Raw genomic sequence first — 21,676 nt, 5'->3', positions numbered from 1 at the left:
CTACGTTGCAAGTTCTAAACTGCCTACGCCACCACTCACAATCACAATTTTATGCAGATTACTCATATTTGAGCTATTTGTTATTTTAAAGACAAAAAAGAAGATGGCATCCATATGCCATCTTAAATTCATTGCTTTTGTTTAGATTGTTATACAGCTTACATAACTTAAAGAAATGTCAGGCGATTAGCCTAGTGGATAAGTTTTGACTTCCACCTCATCACTGGAGAAAAAAGTAAAAAGCTGTTTAAACCAAATCACAATTTTCTGGAAGAAATTGGCTTCTTCAATTTGCACATCATTTTCAATGGCAATGGTGCGAATCAACTGGTTGTTTTGATAAACCTGCACAGTTGCTAATTCCATCACTTTTGCTAATGGGGCAGTCAGTAGTTTTTCTTTGATTTCGACATTTAAGTGGGTTTTTGTTTCTTGTAATGGATCGATCACCTGAATCGTTCCATTGCCTGTATTCAACATGATGCGTTGATTCACGGTGTCATAGGTTTGCAGATCAATTGCATAAGGCTGATCATATAAAGAAGTGGTCACAATTTGCGGTTTACTGGTTTCCAGTTTAAACATTTTTAAAGTGGATTTAATCACCGGCAATTCAGCAATCAGCTGCTTGTCTTTAATCGCCACTTCATTGCGAGTATAGGTATAAGCCATGTTCAGAAGGGTGTGAGCAACTTCAGCACGTTTTAAAGCATTTTTTGTGCCCATAACCACGACAATCAGGCGACGTTCAGGCAGTGCCGGATTACCGGTAGGACGGTGTGCAGTCAGTGCCAGGTTATAACCTGCGGCTTTGGTAAAACCGGTTTTTAAACCATCAACAGTCGGGTCAAATTTGAGCGCCAAATTGGTTGCACGGTGAAAACGCTGGTTATAACTGAAACTTGGCATCACTGAATAATGTAAGTATTCAGGTGTTTGTATTGCGAGTGCTTGACCCAGCAGTGCCATGTCATGTGCAGATGAAAAATGGTCCGGCATGGTCACACCGGGCGCATTGGCAAAATGCGTATCGTTCATTCCCAAAGCTTTGGCTTCTTTATTCATGCGTTCGATGAAAGCAGGTACTGTCCCTGAAATACGTTCCGCTAAAGTCACTGCAGCATCATTGGCTGACATTACGATCAAACCCGCCAGCAGCTGATCAATGGAGATCTGATCACCTTCTTTCAGGTACATTTGTGATTCATCCCACTGCACCATTTTTACCACCGGTGTTGCAGTGATGATTTCATCCTTTTTTAAACGCCCCACTTCAATTTCTTTCAGCGCTATATACGCAACCATCATTTTGGTCATCGATGCCGGTGCACGTTGCTCATGGCTATTGTGCTCCGCAATCACTTGGCCGGATTGGGTATCAAGAATGGTCCATGCAGCAGCTTCAACGCTTTCAGGGACAAGGTTCAGTAGTGCAGCATTGACTATCGTGGAGCACAATAAACAAAGAGACGCGAGGAGGTAGATGACAGCTTTCAATGATGTTCCTTTATTTGCCAATCCATTGACTTTAAAATGCAAAAAATCACGGGCATGCTATGCTTTTTTTTTGGCAATGGCTAGTCAGAATTGTAGACAATTGCGACAGTTCGCATTGCTTTGTAAAAAAATGCTAAGCTAATTGCCAAGTTACCTTTTTTTATTTTGTATTGCCCATTATGTTGCATTATCAAATCGAATTTGACGATTATCGTCAGCATCTAGTTCACGTGACACTTCGCTTTTTAGCAAATCCTACCCAAGTACTTTCTTTACCGACCTGGATTCCGGGAAGTTATTTGATTCGCGAGTTTTCAAAGCATCTTGAGTCAGTCAAAGCATATGATGAAGATGGTCGCATTTTACAGATTCAAAAATTTGAAAAGAATAAATGGCGTTTATTTAATACCGATCATGAACTGATTACAGTTGAATATGATGTATATGCCTATGATTTGTCTGTTCGCGGTGCATATGTGGATCAAACCCGTTTATACGTGAATCCGGCCTGTGCGTGCTTGGGACTGGAAGGTCAGGAAGATAAATCCATTGAAGTTGAAGTGTTCTTGCCGCCAGAACTAAAACACTTCCAATTGGCTACCGGTTTGGAAAATAAAAGCCTGGTCAAAGGTCGTTATACCTTAAAAGCTAAAAACTATGCGCAGCTAATTGATTCGCCATTTGAACTGGCTGATCAAACCCGTTTTAGTTTTGAAGCCAATGGTATTTCGCACGAGTTCGTGGTTTCGGGCAAACATGCCATGAATGCACAGCGTATGCAGCAAGACATTGAAAAAATCTGTAGCACAGAAATTTCAATGTTTGGTTCAGCGCCATTTGAAAATTATACTTTCATGACGATGGCAACAGGCAATAGTTATGGTGGTTTGGAACACCCGAATAGCACCAGCTTAATCACGCCACGTGATGACCTGCCAAAAGCAGATGAACCAGAAGAGCCATCGAAAGACTATCAACGTTTCCTGGGTTTATGCAGTCACGAATATTTCCACTCTTGGCTGGTGAAATTTATTCGTCCGGAAAACTTTGTCAATTATGATTTGAATAGAGAAGGCTATACTTCACTTCTTTGGATCTTTGAAGGCTTTACCTCTTATTATGATGATCTGATTTTGCTGCGTAGTGGTGTCATCAATCAAGAATCGTATCTTGCTTTATTAAAAGTACAGATTGATCGTTACCTGCAAAACCCAGGTCATGCGATTCAAACTGTGGCGGAATCAAGTTTTGATGCATGGGTGAAATTCTACCGTCAGGATGAGAATTCAAATAATGCAGGCACAAGCTATTACAACAAAGGTTGTTTGGTGGCGTTGTGCCTGGATTTAGGATTGCGTCTTAAAGGTTCAAGCCTGGATGCACTCATGCGTAAGCTGTATGAAAATGCGCAAAAGGGCATTCAGGTGAATGAACGTACCATCTTTGATTTGTGTCAGGAGTTGACGGGTCAAAGCTGGCTTGAGCAAATTAATCATTTGATTAACACCACAGACGAATTGCCACTGGATCAGTTGTTCCCTGAATTTGGTCTAAGTTTTGAGTTGAAAAATGAAAAAGCTTTGCCATTCGGACTAAAAGTTGCAGATAAACCTGAAGGTGTGGTGATTCAACAGGTTCGTCGTGACAGTGCAGGGGCGAAAGCCGGTCTTTCAGCCAATGATGTGATTGTTGCCATTGATGGCTTAAAAGCCTCTGAAAAACTTCTTGAGAAATATGCAAAACAAGCAGGTGCTTTCACTGTGTATGCATTCCGCCGTGATGAATTTATTCAGTTTGAAGTTCAAGGTGGTGCAATTGATTTGACCACGGTTGAACTGAAAGTTGAAGATCAAGCCAAAGCAGAGAAGTGGTTGAAAGCTTAATTTGCTAGTTTTTTAAAGTTATGTAAAACCGATGCTTAGGCGTCGGTTTTTTATTTTTTAATATGAAAAAATGATTTGATTTTATTTCTCAACCAACCAAACAGATACTTTTGATATCTCTTACTTGTTTAATTTTATACTTTAAACCCGTTATTTGTTCAAAAGTAATTTTATCTATACTCTTTTCAGGTTGGTATCTTTAGGCTAAAGCTCTGAAATTAGATTTTACTTATGGGTCGCACCTTTAAAATCCCCCATTTATCACCTTGCTGAGCTTCAAGGACAACATTTATATCTTGGATTCTCCCACAATATTTCGTTGAAAATTACCGCTCGAAAGCCTTTAAAGTTTAGTAAAACTTAAGTAAGGAGCGCAGACTTCACAATGATTACTTTTTCGGCTGATCAGGAAAAAATTTGCATCGTATTCCTTTATGTATGATTTATTTCCATGATACCCAACATGTTTTAATTAATTGGGTTGTAAAACAGTAAATTGGTCGGTTTAAATTTTGATCAGTTATCTAGGGTTTAAATAATATAAAGTATTGATAGATATAGAATATATGTTCTTAAAGTCCTGAATCGCTGCTCATGTAATGAGGGGTGTGAATTGAGTCGCAGAGACCGGCTGAGACTGCCTGTACTCGAAAAAATACGAAATTTCAAGTAGAATATAAGGATTGGTGAACAACACCGATATATATATGAATTTTCAGCCAAGAAGCAATATGAAAAGATATTGTTGTTTAGCTGAGGTGCAATGAGCACCGATACTTTCGATGTTTTATTTAAGCAAATCGGTTCGCAGGGCTGGGCCAAAAGCCCGGTTCTCAAAACTCAATCTAACGCAAGGGGCTATATATGGCTGGTGGAAAGTCAACTATCATTTACACTCTGACTGACGAGGCGCCATTGTTGGCGACTTATTCGCTGCTGCCGATCATTGAGACCTTTACTAAGCCGGCCGGTATCGAGATTGTCAAAAGTGACATCTCTGTAGCCGTTCGCGTGCTCGCAGAATTTGCAGACTGCCTAAATGAAGAGCAGAAAGTTCCCGATATCCTCGCGGAGCTAGGTCATCTTACACAAGATCCAGATACCAACATTATTAAATTACCGAATATCAGTGCCTCTGTTGGCCAGCTAACAGCGTGTATTAAAGAACTTCAGTCAAAAGGCTATGCAATCCCGGATTATCCGGAAAACCCAACGACTGAAGAAGAAAAGTCAATCAAGGTTCGTTATGGCAAATGCTTAGGCTCTGCTGTAAACCCTGTACTACGTGAAGGTAACTCTGACCGTCGTGCGCCTGCCGCAGTGAAAAACTACGTTAAGAAACACCCGCATTCAATGAGCGAGTGGAAACAGTGGTCACAAACTCACGTTTCGCACATGAATGAAGGTGACTTCTACCACGGCGAAAAGTCAATGACACTTGACCGCGCGCGTGATGTGAAAATGGAATTGATCACGAAAAGTGGCGAAACCATCGTGCTTAAACCAAAAGTTGCATTGAAAGATGGCGAAATCATCGACTCAATGTTCATGAGCAAAAAAGCACTTTGCGACTTCTACGAGAAAGAACTTGAAGACTGTCGTGAAGCGGGCATTTTGTTCTCTTTACACGTTAAAGCAACCATGATGAAAGTTTCACACCCGATTGTATTCGGTCACTGTGTGAAAATTTACTACAAAGATGCGTTTGAGAAGCATGGCAAGTTATTTGATGAGTTAGGTGTTAACATCAATAACGGTATGGCGAGTCTTTACGAGAAGCTTGAAACTTTACCTGCATCGCAACGTGAAGAAATCATCCGTGACTTGCACGCGTGTCAAGAACACCGTCCAGCACTTGCGATGGTTGATTCAGCAAAAGGCATCACCAACTTCCATTCACCAAACGACGTCATTGTAGATGCTTCTATGCCTGCGATGATCCGTGGTGGCGGTAAAATGTGGGGCGCTGACGGCAAACCTTACGACTGTAAAGCCGTAATGCCTGAATCGACTTTCGCACGTATCTACCAAGAAATGATCAATTTCTGTAAGTGGAATGGCAACTTCGATCCAAAAACAATGGGTACTGTACCTAACGTTGGCTTGATGGCGCAAAAAGCTGAAGAATACGGCTCACATGACAAAACGTTTGAAATTCCTGAAGCGGGTATTGCCAACATCACTGATCTTGAAACAGGTGAAGTGTTGATGTCGCAAAACGTTGAGGAAGGTGATATCTGGCGTATGTGTCAGGTGAAAGATGCACCGATCCGTGACTGGGTGAAACTTGCGGTAACTCGCGCGCGTAACTCTGGCATGCCGGCAATCTTCTGGCTTGACCCGTACCGTCCACACGAAAATGAATTGATCAAGAAAGTTGAAAAATACTTGAAAGATCATGACACTGACGGTTTAGATATCCAAATCATGTCACAAGTTCGTGCAATGCGTTATACGCTTGAACGTGTTGCTCGTGGTCTAGATACCATTTCTGTAACAGGTAACATCCTACGTGACTATCTGACAGACTTGTTCCCGATCATGGAATTGGGTACGTCTGCGAAAATGCTTTCTATCGTGCCGTTAATGGCGGGTGGTGGTATGTACGAAACAGGTGCAGGCGGTTCTGCTCCTAAACACGTACAGCAGTTGGTTGAAGAAAACCACTTGCGTTGGGATTCACTGGGTGAGTTCATGGCGCTTGCTGTTTCTCTAGAAGAAATGGGCATCAAAGAAGACAATGCTGCTGCGAAGTTATTGGCTAAGACATTAGACCAAGCGACTGGCAAATTGCTCGACAATGACAAGTCACCATCACGTCGCACTGGCGAACTTGATAACCGTGGCAGCCACTTCTACCTAGCAAAATTCTGGGCTGAAGCGTTAGCTGCTCAAGATGAAAATGCTGAATTGAAAGCGAAGTTTGCTCCGCTTGCTAAAGCATTGGCTGAAAACGAAGACAAGATCGTTGCTGAGCTAGCTGCTGTTCAAGGTAAAGCGGCTGACATCGGCGGTTACTACGCTCTTGATCAAGAGAAAGTAAATGCTGTGATGCGTCCAAGTGCAACATTAAACGCAGCACTTGCTTCTGTTTAAGTTTAATTTAATGCAAAGCCGGCTACTCAGCCGGTGGTGCAAAGAAAAGCCGGTGCATATGTACCGGCTTTTTTTCGTCCGCAATTTCTACGCTACGAACATTCCCCAAAAAAGGAACTTATTTAAACTAAATTTTAGCGACCGTTATTACGTCCACGACCACGCGGTGCTTTAGTATTCGGGCGTGTCGTACCATTGGTTTTACGACGAGGTTTATCTGCATCATCCATTTGCCAAATACGCGTTGTACCACCACTGGCTTTTTTCTTGCCTTTGAATGGCGCTTCGCCTTTTGCTTCGCGTGCTTTGTCTTTAGCAACCGAGAAATGCTGTTTCTTAGTTGTGGTCTTTTTCGTAAAAGAACGACCTTCATACGGTTTGTCCGCAGGAACATCTTTAAAGTCTGGGTAAAGTAAAGGTTCGATCTCCACTTGCTCACCGGGCTGTAAGCCAAGTTTTACAATGCTGATAGTACCAATTTGAGTACGAATCAAACGTAAAGTTGGAAAACCTACCGCAGAGGTCATGCGACGAACCTGACGGTTACGACCTTCACAAATTTGAATTTCTACCCATGATGTTGGAACGCTAGCACGAAAACGTACAGGTGGCGTACGTTCCCATAACCAGTCCGGCTCATCAATTTTTTTGGCTTGAGCAGGCAGGGTGATGCCATCTTTAAGCTCAACACCTTTACGAAGTTGCTCTAAAGCTTCTTCGGTGATGTCACCATCAACCTGTACCACATAAGTTTTAAACTTTTTGTTGGCAGGGTTGGTAATGAACTGGTTCAAACCACCATGATCGGTTAAGAACATTAAGCCTTCTGAGTCTAAATCAAGACGACCAGCGATACGAAGATCAGGGTCTTGAGTGAAATCAGCCATGGTTTGATGTTTCTCATCGGCACGGAACTGGGAGAGAACGTCATAAGGTTTATTAAGAATGACGATTTTCATAGAAAATAACTACTTTGATAATGATAAATACTGGAAACGTTGAGTTTTATTTTATGGGGAAATGGCGTTATTTCCCCTGTAAATCTCAAAAACACTTAAATAGGATTACAATATTATGCGTTAAGATAAGTTGAAAGTATTGCATATTGGCAATTATTTTTTAGATTCGCCAGATAGAATAACAATAGGGAGAACGAGTACAATGGGTTATCAGAAGATTGTTGTGCCTGTGGATGGTAGCAAAATTACCGTAAATGCAGACTTGTCACTGAATGTTCCTAACAATCCTATCATTCCTTTCATTGAAGGCGACGGTATTGGTGTGGATATTACACCAACAATGAAAGCAGTGGTAGATGCTGCAGTTCAAAAAGCTTACGCTGGCAAACGTTCGATCGAATGGATGGAAGTTTACTGCGGTGAAAAAGCAGATAAAATCTATGGTACTTACATGCCGGAAGAAACGTTCGAAGCGCTTCGCGAGTTTGTCGTTTCTATCAAAGGTCCATTAACGACACCTGTTGGTGGTGGTATTCGTTCTCTCAATGTCGCTTTACGTCAAGAATTAGACCTTTACGTTTGTGTGCGTCCAGTGCGTTGGTTCGAAGGTGTTCCTTCTCCAGTTCAACATCCTGAACTGACTGACATGGTGATTTTCCGTGAAAACTCTGAAGATATCTATGCAGGGATTGAATGGAAAGCGGATTCGCCAGAAGCTAAAAAAGTCATCAAATTCCTGAAAGAAGAAATGGGTGTGACTAAAATCCGTTTCGAAGAAAATTGTGGTATTGGTATTAAACCGGTCTCTAAAGAAGGGACTCAACGTCTGGTTCGTAAAGCCATTCAGTTTGCAATCGACAATGACAAGCCTAGCGTGACTCTCGTTCATAAAGGCAACATCATGAAGTACACCGAAGGTGCATTCAAAGAATGGGGTTACGAAGTCGCGCTTGAGCGTTTTGGTGGCGAGCTTCTTGACGGTGGTCCATGGGTTAAAATCAAGAACCCTAAAAACGGCAAAGACATTATCATTAAAGATGTGATTGCTGATGCGTTCCTGCAACAAATCCTGATGCGTCCTTCTGAATATTCAGTGATTGCGACGCTTAACTTGAACGGTGACTACATTTCTGATGCGCTTGCAGCTATAGTGGGGGGGATTGGTATCGCTCCGGGTGCAAACATTGGGGGTGCAATTCAGATGTACGAAGCCACTCACGGTACTGCGCCTAAATATGCAGGTCAAGACAAAGTAAACCCGGGTTCAATCATCCTTTCTGCTGAAATGATGCTGCGTGACATGGGCTGGACTGAAGCTGCCGATTTGATCATCAAAGGTGTTTCTGGTGCGATTACTGCAAAAACGGTCACTTATGACTTTGAGCGTTTAATGCCTGACGCGACTTTGTTACGTTGTTCGGAATTTGGTCAAGCAGTGATTAAAAATATGGAATAAGTTGAAGACTTGAACTTTGTATTAGAAAAACCCGTACTTGTTGCGGGTTTTTTATACTTACAGAACTCATATTTCATTCAATAGAATTAAAAACTTAAGATGAAATAGATCACCTCACTTTAATTCTTGAAATTAATGCATCAGCATCGAAAAATGTTCACAAAGATTTTCTGCCTGAGTTTAATGATGGTATTCATATTGCTTTCAGGCTTTCAGGCTTTCAGGCTTTCAGGCTTTCAGGCTTTCAGGCTTTCAGGCTTTCAGGCTTTCAGGCTTTCAGGCTTTCAGGCTTTCAGGCTTTCAGGCTTTCAGCCACCACCATCAGGTGAATCAGCAGATATACGTTACCCCATTTTATATATGCAATTACAATACATGGATTTGCCTGCACAACTTTCAATGCCGGTTGAAAATATTAAAGCTCGACAAGTTCAAGATACCTGGGGTGCAGCACGGAGTGAAGGGCGCAAACATGAAGGTGTCGATATTTTTGCCAAACGAGGAACACCTGTACGGACCACAACTCAAGGCATTGTGTTGCAAGTCGGAACCAATAATTTGGGTGGGAAAGTGGTTTGGATGATCGGTCCAGATTTAAGCCGGCATTATTATGCCCATTTGGATGATTATGCTGACCAGATTCAAGAAGGCGACTGGGTTGAAGCCGGGGAAGTCATTGGTTATGTGGGCAATAGTGGTAATGGTAAAAATACCCCGCCACACTTGCATTATGGAATCTATTTAAATGGACAAGGAGTAGTAAACCCTTATCTATATTTAGCCCCATCCTCATAAAAATATTTAAAACTTAAGGTGTTTGTTCGGTTTGCTTGTAGTGCTTTGAGCGTGTATGCCATGCGAGTTGCAGCGTTCCGAGTAATAATACAAAAGAAGCCAATAGAAACTGTTGATGATAGGTCACACCGAAATGCTGCAATGTACTAAAACTTAAACCGCCAATCAGCTGAACAGATGCAAAACACAGTGTCGCAATACTCCAGAGTTTTTTATACGCCAAAGCATAGAGTTGTAGAATCGTATAAGAGGTCAAAAACACGACTGCCGGATTCAGCAGGCCGGTAAAAAAGGATGAGGTAAAAGTCAGAAGTGGGCTGGTATTTAATGTGGCAATAAAAATCGCCAGGATATACAGGCTATAAAGTATTTTAAGAGCAGTCAGGTTACCGAATTTTCTGGCTAAAAGGTAGGCAGTAAAAGCCCCCAAAGCGCTGCCTAAGCCATAAAGAATCCAGTTAAAATTGATCCAGAATAAATTCAGCCCCAGTTCATGACTGAGATAGTCAATCCAGAACAATGAATGCGGAATATAGGCGAATGCACTGCAGGCATACACAACCAGCAAGCTATAAAAAAGCGTATTCAGCTTAACTTTGCTGGTGGTCACAATGGTTTGCACCGACAAATGATGCTTAAATTGTTGCAGTAAAATACTTAAGCACACACAAATCATCAGCGCGAAGCCACATAAAATCAGCCAGGCTGTTTGTATCGAAATTTGATCCAGATAAGGCAAGAAAAGCGTTGCCAATAAAACCCCAAGACCAATTCCACTAAAACCAATAAAATTGATTTTAAAGCGATCCTGAATATCACAGCACTGCGCAACCACACTAGGCGATAGAATCATCAGTAGACCACCGCTGATTCCTGAGATCACACGCCAGAAGATATACCAGGCCTGAGGAAAATTTGCAAAAGCACAGCACATTAAACTGAACATGCCGGCGATTGCTGCAATTTGGATGTATAGGGTCATGCTTTTATTTTGGGGCAGTCGCATGGCTGCAAAAGCGCCCATCAGATAGCCGAGTAAATTTGCACTCCCTAACAGGCTGGCAAAACCTACGCTCCAGTCAAATGCTTCACGTGTGCTGGGTAACAGCGCGGTATAAGAAAAACGTAAAATACCAATTCCTAAGCACATACTGAGGCATAAAAACAGACTGAGCTTGATATTGTTTGAGGACATCCATGCACTCGCAGCTATTTATTATTGATTCATCTCAATCAATAGCATGACTCTCCAACAATGAATAGGATCAGAACTTACAAACGCTACAAAAACATCAATGTTCGAGTCATTAAGTAAGATTTAAGACTGCTTTTATAACATTGAATGATATTCTCCCTTTATTTTGCAAATTGAGTTTTCTGAATAAAGGCCTACAATCTGAATAAGTTATTGTATTTATCTTCATTATGAATTTCTCATATCGCGCTGATATTGATGGCTTAAGGGCGATCGCGGTTTTATTGGTGATTTTTAACCATATCGGATTATCTTTCTTTTCTGGAGGATATATTGGTGTTGATGTCTTTTTTGTGATTTCAGGTTATTTAATTACCATCATTTTAACGCATGAGATTCAATCGAAACGATTTTCTGTCGCACGGTTTTACAAGAAGCGTGTGGTACGTTTAGCACCGGCTTATTTTACCGTACTCAGTGTCGTCAGTGTAATTGCCTGGCAGGTGATGCTCCCTGGTGAATTGACACAATATTTTGATAGTGTCATGTATGCAACCTTGCTCATGGCAAATATTTATATGCGCAATGAGGTGGGGGATTACTTTAGCCAAAGTGTTGAAGGTATTCCTTTATTGCATTTGTGGTCGCTTGGGGTAGAAGAGCAATTCTATATTTTTTGGCCTTTATTGTTATGGTTGTTTGTTCGAAAGGTACCACGAAAATATATGTGGGCGATCCTCACTACATTAATCGTGACTTTACTGGTATATGCACAGCATAAATTGACTCAAAATGCAGAGCAGGCCTACTACAGTATGCCTGTACGTGCCTTTGAGCTGCTCATTGGTGCATTGATTGGTTTTTTGCCACAGCTCAAACTGCCGAAAAAATTACTGCAAAGTCTGGTTTGGATGGCTTTAATCGTATTGTTTACAGCAGCCATCTACTTCGATAAGCAAACTCCATTTCCAGGAGCAATGGCGCTTATCCCGTGCTTGGCGACAGCATTCATTATTTATCTGGGACAATCTTCACGGTCCAGTAATGTGTTACTGAGTAATCGCTTGAGTACCTGGATCGGGAGAATTTCTTATCCTTTATATTTATGGCACTGGCCCATTATTGTGTTATTTGGCATTTATATGCAGCCATTAAATGCAGAAAATCAGGCGGTGATTGTACTGTTGTCCATCATACTGGCATTTTTAACCTATAAATTCGTAGAAAAACCAACCAAACGTTTTGTGATGGCAGCGAATTATAAAGTGATTATCATCGGTTTTCTCGTACCAGCCATGATTTTTATTACCCTTGCCAAGACCATCAATATAAATAAAGGCTTTCCGGATAGGTTTCCTGAGTCTGTCTATAACAAGCAAAAGGCACTTAATTCATTTGCCCATATCATTCGCAATAAATGTATGGATATTGAGGACCCGGAAGCTTTACCTGATCCGAATGATTGTGTCTTGGGTAATGCTAAACCGGAAATAGATTTTTTATTGATCGGTGATTCTCATGCCAACGCTTATACCGCAATGCTGGATGTATGGGCTAAAGATGCGAATTTGCGCGGCTATGACGTCACGCAAAGTTCCACCTTCTATTTACCCGGTGTACAGCGTCTGGATGCCAATTTCAATGATTGGGAAGAGCTGAGCGAATTTAAATTAAGAAATGATGCGATTACCGCTCATCTTGCAAAAACACATTATCCAGTGATTATTTTAGCGGGTTCATATGTACCGTATTTTGGTCCTGAGGTGAAACTTGAAGATGGCATTCATCATTCAAATGAAGAAATATTCAAAACTGGCTTTATGAAAGCTTTGAAAATTGCCTATCAGTCCAGTGATCAAGTGGTTTTGCTCAATGATGTACCTCGCTTAGATCGGGACGGGGTGCCGGCAGATTGTAATCTTCGTAATGAAATATTAAATACCCATGCGCAATGTACTGTTTCCAGACAGAATTATGAACAACAGCTTCTGAAATTTAATCGAATTGTGGCTGAAGCCAAACTGAAATATCCTGACTTGAAAATTATTGACCCGACCAAGGTTATCTGTAATCAGCAGGTATGTAGAATCAGTATTGATGATGTACCTTTATACCGAAATAAGGACACCAACCATATTAATAATCAAGGCTCTCGGCAATTGGGCATTGAATATTTAAAACATTATGGCAATCCGCTTAAAGATTAAAGGCAGGCATAAAAAAACCGCGTGAGATCACGCGGTTTTTTTATATTTTAGAAATTAACGCATTTTTGCCAGGAAACGACCTAAACGGGTAATCGCTTCACGAAGTTCATTTTCGGCAGGCAAGAACACTACGCGGAAATGATCAGGAGTCGGCCAGTTGAAACCAGTCCCTTGAACCAGTAACACTTTTTCAGCACGCAACAAGTCGAGCATGAATTTTTCGTCATCCTGAATTGGATAAATTTCCGGATCCAGTTTAGGGAAGCAATACATCGCACCTTCTGGTTTGACACAAGATACGCCCGGAATTTCATTCAACATTTCCCAAGCGATATTGCGTTGTTCATATAAACGACCACCCGGACGAATCAAGTCATTAATAGACTGATAACCGCCTAAAGCGGTTTGAATCGCATATTGCGCTTGATGGTTGGCACAAAGACGCATAGATGCCAACATGTCTAAACCTTCAATGTAGTCCAGTGCACGTGATTTATCACCAGTAATGGCCATCCAACCTGAACGGAAACCCGCAATTCGATAGGCTTTAGACAAACCATTAAACGAGATACAAAGTTGATCACCCGCAAGTGCAGCTACAGCGACATGTTCAATGCCGTCATAAATAATTTTGTCGTAAATTTCATCTGCAAATAAAATCAGGTCATATTTTTTTGCCAGATCGACAATTTGTTGCAATACATGACGTGGATAAACCGCACCCGTTGGGTTATTCGGATTGATAATCACGATACCACGGGTATTTGGCGTGATTTTACTTTCCATATCCGCAATGTCTGGATACCAGTAGTTTTCTTCATCACATTTATAGTGAATCGCTGTACCACCAGACAAGTTTACCGCAGCTGTCCATAATGGATAATCTGGCATTGGAACCAGCATTTCATCGCCATCATCCAGCAAGCCTTGCATTGCCATGACAATCAGTTCAGACACGCCATTACCGATATACACATCATTGACCTGCATATTCAAAATGCCTTTTTGCTGGTAATACTGACAAATCGCTTTACGCGCAGGGAAAATCCCTTTCGAGTCTGTATAACCCACGGCATTGGGTAAGTTTAAAGCCACATCATTAATAATTTCTTGTGGCGCTTCAAAGCCGAATGAGGCGGGATTACCGATATTAAGTTTAATAATTTTGTGACCGGCTTCTTCCATTTCATTGGCCGCTCGTAACACAGGTCCGCGAATGTCGTAGCATACATGCTCGAGCTTAGACGATTTTTTAATTTCGCGAGGGGTTTGGAAAGTGTTCGGCATTTTGATGTTCTCGGAAGGAGTGGAGGTCACTTTTGCATAACGATATAAATAACTTTTAAATGTCTCAGTTGTTACTAAATCAAGATTGTGTTCATCCCGAAGTAAAGCAACAATTTTTTCGTGCGTAAATCCTGCCTGTTGATACTGTTTAATCACAGGAAGCAAATTTTTAAAAATAACGCTCTTTTTTTGCGACATTTTTTAATCCTGAGCAAGCTTATGACAAAGAGTAACACTAAATTTGCTCACAAAAAAGCATTTCTTAAATAAATTGCTCACTCTATTTTTAAACATTGCTTACTTTTTGCTTTTTTAGGGAAATTATAGGTCTTTTGTAAAATGTTAACGAAAGACTAGAAATTTAAATATGAATGACGTAAATATAGGATTATTTTATTTTAAATAGCAAGGAAGAAGGTACGTAGCCATGGGAAAACTCAATAAATCAGACCGAGAATGGCAAAGAGAGTTATCACCTGAAGAGTTCCGTATTACACGTCAAAAGGGAACAGAGCCTGCATTTACAGGTAAATACTGGAACACAAAACAAGATGGTACTTATGTCTGCCGTTGTTGTGGTGAGCCGTTATTTAGCTCAGAAACAAAATACGATAGTGGCTGTGGTTGGCCAAGTTTCTATAAAGCCTTAAATAATTCTGCAATTGAAGAACATACCGATACGACACACGGTATGGTTAGAACAGAAATTGTTTGTCATCATTGTGACGCACATTTAGGCCATGTTTTTGAAGATGGTCCACAGCCAACAGGGTTACGCTATTGCGTAAATTCAGCTTCATTAGAATTAAAAACACAAGAAAAAAATGACGAGGAAACCTATCCATGACCAACATTTATCAGTTTGAGGCTGAGTTGTTAGATGGAAAAAATAAATCATTTGCTGATTATGAAGGCAAAGTTTTATTGATTGTAAATACTGCCAGTAAATGCGGTTTTACCCCCCAGTTTGCAGGTCTTGAAAAGTTGTATGAGAAATACAAAGATCAAGGTTTGGAGGTTTTGGGATTTCCCTGTAACCAGTTTGGCGGACAAGATCCGGGATCCAATGAACAAATCGGGGCTTACTGCCAAAAAAATTATGGCGTAACATTTCCCATGTTTTCAAAGGTAGATGTTAAAGGCCCAGAAGCGCACATTTTATTCCGTTATTTGACTAATAACAGTAAAGGAATACTCGGAAACGGGATCAAATGGAATTTCACCAAGTTCTTGATTGGTAAAGATGGCAAAGTGTTAAATCGTTTTGCACCGACCACCAAACCTGAAGATATGGAAAGTGAAGTTGAAGCTGCTTTGGCAAAGTAGTCAAAAGTAATTACTGACTAAAGTAAAGTAGGGCGATCAATTGATCGCCCTAAATTTATCTAAAAAATGCGGTTTAGATTTTTTAAATGGGTAGGATATTTATAAAATCGCTTTTAAACGCTGAATGGCTTCTTCACACTGTGCAATATCTGCAACCAATGCTAAACGGACATGGTTTTCACCCGGATTGCCTTGTTCGGTATCACGAGAAAGGTAACGTCCAGGAAGCACTTTAATATGTGCTTTTTCCATCAGCATTTTGGCAAAAGCTTCATCATTGTCTACTTTTAACCAGTAATAAAAACCTGCATCCGGTTTTTTCAGTGGCAATAAGTGACCGAGCTCTTTTTGGAACAGTTCAAATTTGGCACGATAAAGTTTACGGTTTTCTTCAACATGTTCTTCATCGTCCCAAGCGGCAATAGACGCTAGCTGATGTTGAACCGGCATGGCTGCACCGTGGTAAGTGCGGTATTGCAAATAAGGCTTAAGTAATGCTGCATCACCAGCGACAAAACCTGAACGCATGCCCGGCAAGTTTGAGCGTTTAGAAAGTGAGTGGAATACGACACAGTTTTTGTAGTCGTCACGTCCAATTTCAGCACAAACTTCAAGTAAGCCCACGGGTGCTTCATCAAACCAAAGTTCTGAATAACATTCATCCGATGCAATGACAAAGTCGTATTTGTCTGAAAGTTCAATCAATTTCTTGAACTGTTCTTTAGACAATACTGCACCAGTTGGATTGCCAGGTGTGCAAACAAAGAGCAATGCTGTTTTTTCCCATACTTCGGCAGGAACCGCATCAAAATCACCGAGGTAATTGTTTTCTTCAGTACAGTTAATGAAGTACGGTTTTGCACCCGCGAGTAAAGTCGCACCTTCGTAAATTTGATAGAAAGGATTTGGCATCACCACATACGGTGCATCTTCACGGTTCACTAAAGCTTGGACAAAAGAGAAGATCGCTTCACGTGTTCCTGATACAGGAAGAACATTAGTTTCAGCACTAATGCTATTCAGCTTGAAGCGACGTGTCAGCCAGTTGGCAATGCTTTGGCGGAGTTCTGGTAAACCTTTGCTGTTCGGGTAAGTCGATAAATGCTTAAAGTTGTCAATAATTGCTTGTTTTACAAACTCTGGCGCAGGATGCTTCGGTTCACCAATCGATAATGGAATGAGTGGTAAATCTGCAGGTTGAATATCCTGAAAAAGTTTATTTAACTTTTCAAAAGGATAGGGATGCAATAATGACAAACTTGAGTTCATGAAATCGGTACCGCTTAATTTAAGTTAATGTTGGCCAGAGACTTGATTCGAGGCTTCATCCAGTGCTGATTTTAATTGCGCAGCAAAAGTTTCAGCTTCTGAATCGGACATCGGAATGCCATCTTTTTTAGTGACAAAGAAAATATCTTCTGCGCGCTCACCAAGCGTTGCAATTCTAGCAGAATGAATATCTAAACCTTGCATCATAAATAAACCGCCTACTTTAGCCAGTAAACCTGGATGGTCAAGTGTTGCTATTTCCACCATGTTTTGCTGTAACGCGGCATTCAGGGTGATGTCGACGGTATTTTCAATATCGAAATGGCGTAACTGGCGTGGAATACGACGTTGCATTAAACCAGGATATTTATCTGAGTGGCTCAGTGCTTCCACCAATGCCTCAATCACAGTTTTTTCACGTTCCGGGTCGGTCAGTAAAGTCCCGAAACGGTCGAGAACCACATAAGTATCTAAACTAAATGCAGTGGACGCAGTAATAATTCGCGCATCCTGAACGTCAAGATTCATACGGTCAAATACAGCCACTGTGGTGGCAAATAAATTGGGCTGATCTTGCGTATAAATAAAGATCTGCACTGCATCTTGGGCGTATTGACGATGGGCACGCATTAATACTAAAGGTTCAGTATTGTTGCCATGTTGCAAGATGGCACGGGTATGCCAGGCAATTTCATCTGCCGATTCTTTAATGAAATATTCATCCCCCAGTTCCTGCCAAATGGTTTCTACATCGTACAGGGAGAAATCATTCACCAACAGTTCACTGGCCGCAAATTTAGTATCTTCAATCAGCATTTGATAATCAACAGGACGCCCCAGACCAGTACGAATCACATCACGTGCATGGGTATAAAGCTGACGCATCAGCGATGCACGCCAGGTATTCCAAAGTTTCGGATTGGTCGCGTTAATGTCCGCCACGGTCAAGGTATACAGATAATCCAGATGCTCCATATCACCAAGTTTTTCAGCGAAATCCTGCACCACATCCGGGTCTGAAATATCTTTCTTCTGCGCCGTCATGGACATCAGTAAATGACTTTGAATCAGCCATGCGACAAGATTACATTCACGCTCGGTAAAGCCATGTTTACGGCAGAACTTGATTGCATCTTCTGCACCCAGTTCACTGTGATCACCGCCACGACCTTTGGCAATGTCATGGAATAAAGCGGCCAAATAGACAATATCGCGACGTGCCAGACGCTGGAAGACTGAACTCACCACAGGGAAGTCTTTGGCAAACTCGGGTTCTTTAAAGCGATTTAAATTACGCAGCAATAATAGGGTATGTGCATCTACAGTATAAATATGGAACAGGTCATATTGCATCAGTCCCATAATCTGACCAAATGCAGGAATATAATTGCCTAGAACGCTATAGCGCTTCATCGCCACCAAAGTGTCATACAGACGATGTGGTGAACGAATAATGGCCATAAACAAGGCTTGATGTTCGGGATTATCTCGATAGTTTTGATCAATGCGTTTTGCAGCAAGGATCAAAAGACGCAAGGTACGTGCGCGAATACCTTCAATTTCCGGGCGATTGGCCAATAAATAGAAGATTTCTAAAATTGCGCTGGGGCGTTCTGAGAAAATTTTGTGGTGTTGTACCGCAAGTTTGCCATCCACCAGTTTGAAGTTTTCGTTAATTTCTTCAATTTTGCGTTCGTAGTCGGGCAAACGTGGCGTAATGACTGATTCATTAAAGTAAGCCAGCAGCATTTCATTCAGTGTGGAGACTTGTTGCGCGCTACGATAATAACGCTTCATGAATTGTTCGATTGGATAGTTTGGCGATTGATGTTCTTGACGGGTGTAGCCAAACAGGGCTGCAATATCACGTTGATAATCGAACAATAAACGATTTTCATCACGCTTGGTTAAGCGATGTAAATGATGGCGAATTTCCCACAAGAAACTTTCCGCTTCTTCTAAAACGCCCAGTTCAAAATCGGAAATAAAGCCTAGATGCACCAAGTCATAAATACGATTGACCCGGAAATGACGTTTTGCAATCCAGCCAATTTGATTGATGTCACGAATACCGCCCGGTGCATTTTTAATATCCGGTTCCAGATTGCTTTCGGTATTGTTGTGTTGAGCATGGCGTCTGGCTTGCTCATCCATTTTGGCATCAAAAAAGGTTTTATCTGTCCAGGTTTGTGAAACGATACGACGCGGCCATTTGGCTAAATGCTGATTGCCAATAATCAGACGGGATTCAATCAGTGCTGTCGCCACGGTTAAATCGCTCGTGGCCTGTTCAACACAGTCGGAAATGGTACGCACACTAATGCCGGGTTTGAAATTACCCACATCCCAAAGTGATGAGATAAAGGTGGAAATCAATTTTTCCTGATCGGGGCTGATTTCATCTTCCGATAAAATCATGATGTCGACATCTGAATAGGGCAACATTTCCCGACGACCATAACCGCCAACAGCAAATAAACCTAAATCAGTCTGCTCAAGTTCAGCATGTTTCCAGAGAAATTGTAATGCTTCATCAATTAAATTGGCTCGGGCCGAAATGACTTCACGAATCGACTGTCCATTTTCAAAACCTTCCTGTAGCTGTTTTTCGACATCTGTGCGCCATTGATTGATCGCTTGAATGTCATGGTTACTTTTAACGTAATTCAGCAGTGGAGAAGTATTGATCATGAACAGTAGTCCGTTAATATGGTGACAAGTTTAGTTTTGTTGAACACTGACTTGAGACGCCGTCTCTAGTGCAAGTTCACGTGCTTGATCTGTTGTTTCAGCACGTGCCGTTGCAACCCCCATGCGACGACGTTTAAAACCTTCAGGTTTACCAAAAAGGCGTAAATCGGTGTCTGGATTAGACAAAGCAAGATTTAAGCCAGAAAAAGATAAATTGCTATCATCAACGCCTGCATAAATAACCGCACTTGCTGCAACACTATGGCGTGTGGTATTGACCGGCAGTCCTAAAATGGCACGTGCATGTAGTTCAAATTCGCTCTGGAATTGCGATGCAAGTGTCACAAGCCCCGTGTCATGCGGACGTGGTGATACTTCACTAAACCATACTTTATCGCCTTTGACAAACAGTTCGACCCCGAAAATACCGCAGCCGCCTAAAGCAGCAGTGACTTTATGCGCAATCCGTTTTGATTCTTCCAAAGCAGCAGGAGTCATGGTTTGAGGCTGCCAGCTTTCGACATAATCGCCTGCATCTTGGCGGTGGCCGATCGGGTCGCAGTATTGGGTTTCGATTTCACCTGTTTCAGCATTTTTAGCGCGAACCGTAAGTAAGGTAATTTCAAAGTCAAAATCAATTTGTGATTCGACAATCACTTTACCTTGATTCACACGACCGCCAGTTTGCGCATATTCCCAAGCGGCATCCACTTCATCAAAACTTTTAATGCGAGATTGTCCTTTGCCTGAAGAAGACATCACCGGTTTAACAAAGTTTGGATAGCCAATATCGTCGCAAGCCGCACGGAAAGACTCAATCGAGTCGGCAAAACGATAAGCAGATGTCGGTAAACCCAACTCTTCAGCTGCCAAACGGCGGATACCTTCACGGTTCATGGTCAGGTTAACCGCTTTTGCCGAAGGAATCACGGTCGCAATATTTTGTTGTTCAATTTCGACTAAAACTTGCGTCGCAATGGCTTCAATTTCAGGAATAATTAAATTGGGTTTAACGTGTTGGATCAGTTGTTTGAGTTCTTCGGCATCTGCCATATTTAAAGTATAAGAATAATGGGCAACTTGCATGGCAGGTGCGTGATCATAACGGTCTGCTGCATGGACTTCCACACCGAGACGTTGTAGCGAAATCACCACTTCTTTACCCAGCTCTCCTGAACCTAATAGCAAAACTTTAAAGGCAGACGCTTGAAGGGGAGTACCAATAGTCACGCTCATGTAAATCATCCATGCTTGATTTTATGGGCTTTTAGCATAGCAGAACTGATTGAGGTGTTAAGACTTGATTCACATAAAATAATGATATTGTCTAACAATTTTATTTATAAAGTGTTTAGGCGTTTAATCTGTCGATGGGGCAACATTTACAAACTATTCAGATTGGGTTAGCAAATGATAAATACCGTTCTGAGGATTCATTTTTTCCATTCGCAGTATTTGATCCATAGTTAAATCTAACATCTTTAAAAGCTTCAATGTTCGATAAAGCCGTATATACATATAAGGCAAGCCAATTGGGAGTACAAAACCAACGGTAAACAGTACGAATCCTATCAATGTAAATATCAATGTATCCGATATAACCTTGTTCAAAAGAAACTGATCGACTGAAAAGGCTGCAAGAGCAAATAGGCCAAAAATCAGAATGAATAAAAGACTAAATAATTTTAAAATATTGGGCAACAGGCGATGTTGCAAACTCCTATGTACTAAATATTAGATTCATTGGATGTAAATGGATCACCTGCTGAGTTTGATTGAATAAGGCAATGATTTTATTTTTGCTATTTTTCTGCATATAAATGACATGGACTTCATCGGCAGGTTGGCAGTGTACTTCAACAAAATGCCCTGTAAAATTTTTAGCACCTATAAAACATTCAAAATAACAGCCAGGCAGATAACGCTTACTTGCTACATGCAGCAATTCATCTCGCCGTTGATGAATAAAGATTTTCCCTTCTATAACCTGTTTGGGTTCAAACACGCTGAAATTT

15 protein-coding genes are annotated in these 21,676 nt (G+C 41.3%); 7 read left to right on the top strand and 8 right to left on the bottom strand.

Annotated elements, in window-relative coordinates; all coding sequences use genetic code 11:
- Positions 1 to 186 precede the first annotated feature (186 nt).
- Positions 187 to 1,497, bottom strand: a complete 1,311-nt coding sequence (locus E0409_RS00315) for a D-alanyl-D-alanine carboxypeptidase PBP6B (protein WP_131286467.1) — start codon at positions 1,495 to 1,497, stop codon at positions 187 to 189.
- A gap of 179 nt (positions 1,498 to 1,676) precedes the next feature.
- Here E0409_RS00315 and E0409_RS00310 point away from each other — a divergent pair, with 179 nt between their 5' ends.
- Positions 1,677 to 3,380 carry a M61 family metallopeptidase gene (locus E0409_RS00310; RefSeq protein WP_131286465.1) on the top strand — a complete coding sequence of 568 codons (1,704 nt, stop codon included), beginning with the start codon at positions 1,677 to 1,679 and terminating at the stop codon, positions 3,378 to 3,380.
- Positions 3,381 to 4,244: 864 nt separating this feature from the next.
- Complete coding sequence (locus E0409_RS00305; protein WP_131286463.1) at positions 4,245 to 6,476, top strand: NADP-dependent isocitrate dehydrogenase; 2,232 nt, start codon at positions 4,245 to 4,247, stop codon at positions 6,474 to 6,476.
- Positions 6,477 to 6,610: 134 nt separating this feature from the next.
- Here E0409_RS00305 and E0409_RS00300 read toward each other — a convergent pair whose 3' ends face one another.
- On the bottom strand, positions 6,611 to 7,435 hold the full coding sequence (locus tag E0409_RS00300) for an rRNA large subunit pseudouridine synthase E (protein ID WP_131286461.1): 825 nt from the start codon (positions 7,433 to 7,435) through the stop codon (positions 6,611 to 6,613).
- A 202-nt stretch (positions 7,436 to 7,637) separates the two neighbouring features.
- Between E0409_RS00300 and icd the strand changes: the two genes are divergently transcribed.
- Both icd and E0409_RS00290 read left to right on the top strand, forming a co-directional pair.
- Positions 7,638 to 8,891, top strand: coding sequence for an NADP-dependent isocitrate dehydrogenase (icd, locus tag E0409_RS00295; protein ID WP_131286459.1), 1,254 nt, complete (start codon positions 7,638 to 7,640; stop codon positions 8,889 to 8,891).
- 153 nt (positions 8,892 to 9,044) lie between these two features.
- Positions 9,045 to 9,686, top strand: a complete 642-nt coding sequence (locus E0409_RS00290; protein WP_252151752.1) for a M23 family metallopeptidase — start codon at positions 9,045 to 9,047, stop codon at positions 9,684 to 9,686.
- A 13-nt stretch (positions 9,687 to 9,699) separates the two neighbouring features.
- On the opposite strand, the gene E0409_RS00285 is transcribed toward E0409_RS00290, so the two are convergent.
- A complete protein-coding gene (locus tag E0409_RS00285) occupies positions 9,700 to 10,881 on the bottom strand; it encodes a YbfB/YjiJ family MFS transporter (protein WP_131286457.1) in 1,182 nt (393 codons plus the stop codon).
- A gap of 230 nt (positions 10,882 to 11,111) precedes the next feature.
- Here E0409_RS00285 and E0409_RS00280 point away from each other — a divergent pair, with 230 nt between their 5' ends.
- On the top strand, positions 11,112 to 13,088 hold the full coding sequence (locus E0409_RS00280; protein WP_131286455.1) for an acyltransferase family protein: 1,977 nt from the start codon (positions 11,112 to 11,114) through the stop codon (positions 13,086 to 13,088).
- 54 nt (positions 13,089 to 13,142) lie between these two features.
- Here E0409_RS00280 and E0409_RS00275 read toward each other — a convergent pair whose 3' ends face one another.
- Complete coding sequence (locus E0409_RS00275; RefSeq protein ID WP_131286453.1) at positions 13,143 to 14,573, bottom strand: pyridoxal phosphate-dependent aminotransferase; 1,431 nt, start codon at positions 14,571 to 14,573, stop codon at positions 13,143 to 13,145.
- Between the two features lie 229 nt (positions 14,574 to 14,802).
- Here E0409_RS00275 and msrB point away from each other — a divergent pair, with 229 nt between their 5' ends.
- A complete protein-coding gene (gene msrB, locus E0409_RS00270; RefSeq protein WP_131286451.1) occupies positions 14,803 to 15,222 on the top strand; it encodes a peptide-methionine (R)-S-oxide reductase MsrB in 420 nt (139 codons plus the stop codon).
- A complete protein-coding gene (locus E0409_RS00265) occupies positions 15,219 to 15,701 on the top strand; it encodes a glutathione peroxidase (RefSeq protein ID WP_131286449.1) in 483 nt (160 codons plus the stop codon). The genes msrB and E0409_RS00265 overlap by 4 nt, the downstream gene beginning before the upstream one ends.
- Before the next feature lie 99 nt (positions 15,702 to 15,800).
- Here E0409_RS00265 and dapC read toward each other — a convergent pair whose 3' ends face one another.
- The 4 genes from dapC to E0409_RS16645 all read right to left on the bottom strand — a co-directional run bounded on the left by dapC (position 15,801) and on the right by E0409_RS16645 (position 21,666).
- On the bottom strand, positions 15,801 to 16,970 hold the full coding sequence (gene dapC, locus E0409_RS00260) for a succinyldiaminopimelate transaminase (RefSeq protein ID WP_131286447.1): 1,170 nt from the start codon (positions 16,968 to 16,970) through the stop codon (positions 15,801 to 15,803).
- Between the two features lie 24 nt (positions 16,971 to 16,994).
- A complete protein-coding gene (gene glnD, locus E0409_RS00255) occupies positions 16,995 to 19,661 on the bottom strand; it encodes a [protein-PII] uridylyltransferase (RefSeq protein ID WP_131286445.1) in 2,667 nt (888 codons plus the stop codon).
- A 30-nt stretch (positions 19,662 to 19,691) separates the two neighbouring features.
- Positions 19,692 to 20,906, bottom strand: a complete 1,215-nt coding sequence (gene purT, locus E0409_RS00250) for a formate-dependent phosphoribosylglycinamide formyltransferase (protein WP_171458761.1) — start codon at positions 20,904 to 20,906, stop codon at positions 19,692 to 19,694.
- A 475-nt stretch (positions 20,907 to 21,381) separates the two neighbouring features.
- Positions 21,382 to 21,666 (bottom strand): hypothetical protein, encoded by a 285-nt coding sequence (locus tag E0409_RS16645; RefSeq protein WP_165541276.1) that lies wholly within the window; start codon positions 21,664 to 21,666, stop codon positions 21,382 to 21,384.
- Between the last annotated feature and the right edge of the window lie 10 nt (positions 21,667 to 21,676).

Origin of the sequence: Acinetobacter sp. ANC 4862, from assembly GCF_004336635.1 — a bacterium.
Lineage (GTDB): Bacteria > Pseudomonadota > Gammaproteobacteria > Pseudomonadales > Moraxellaceae > Acinetobacter.
The sequence above is the reverse complement of the archived record's forward strand: the minus strand, read 5'-3'. Positions and strand labels throughout refer to the sequence as shown.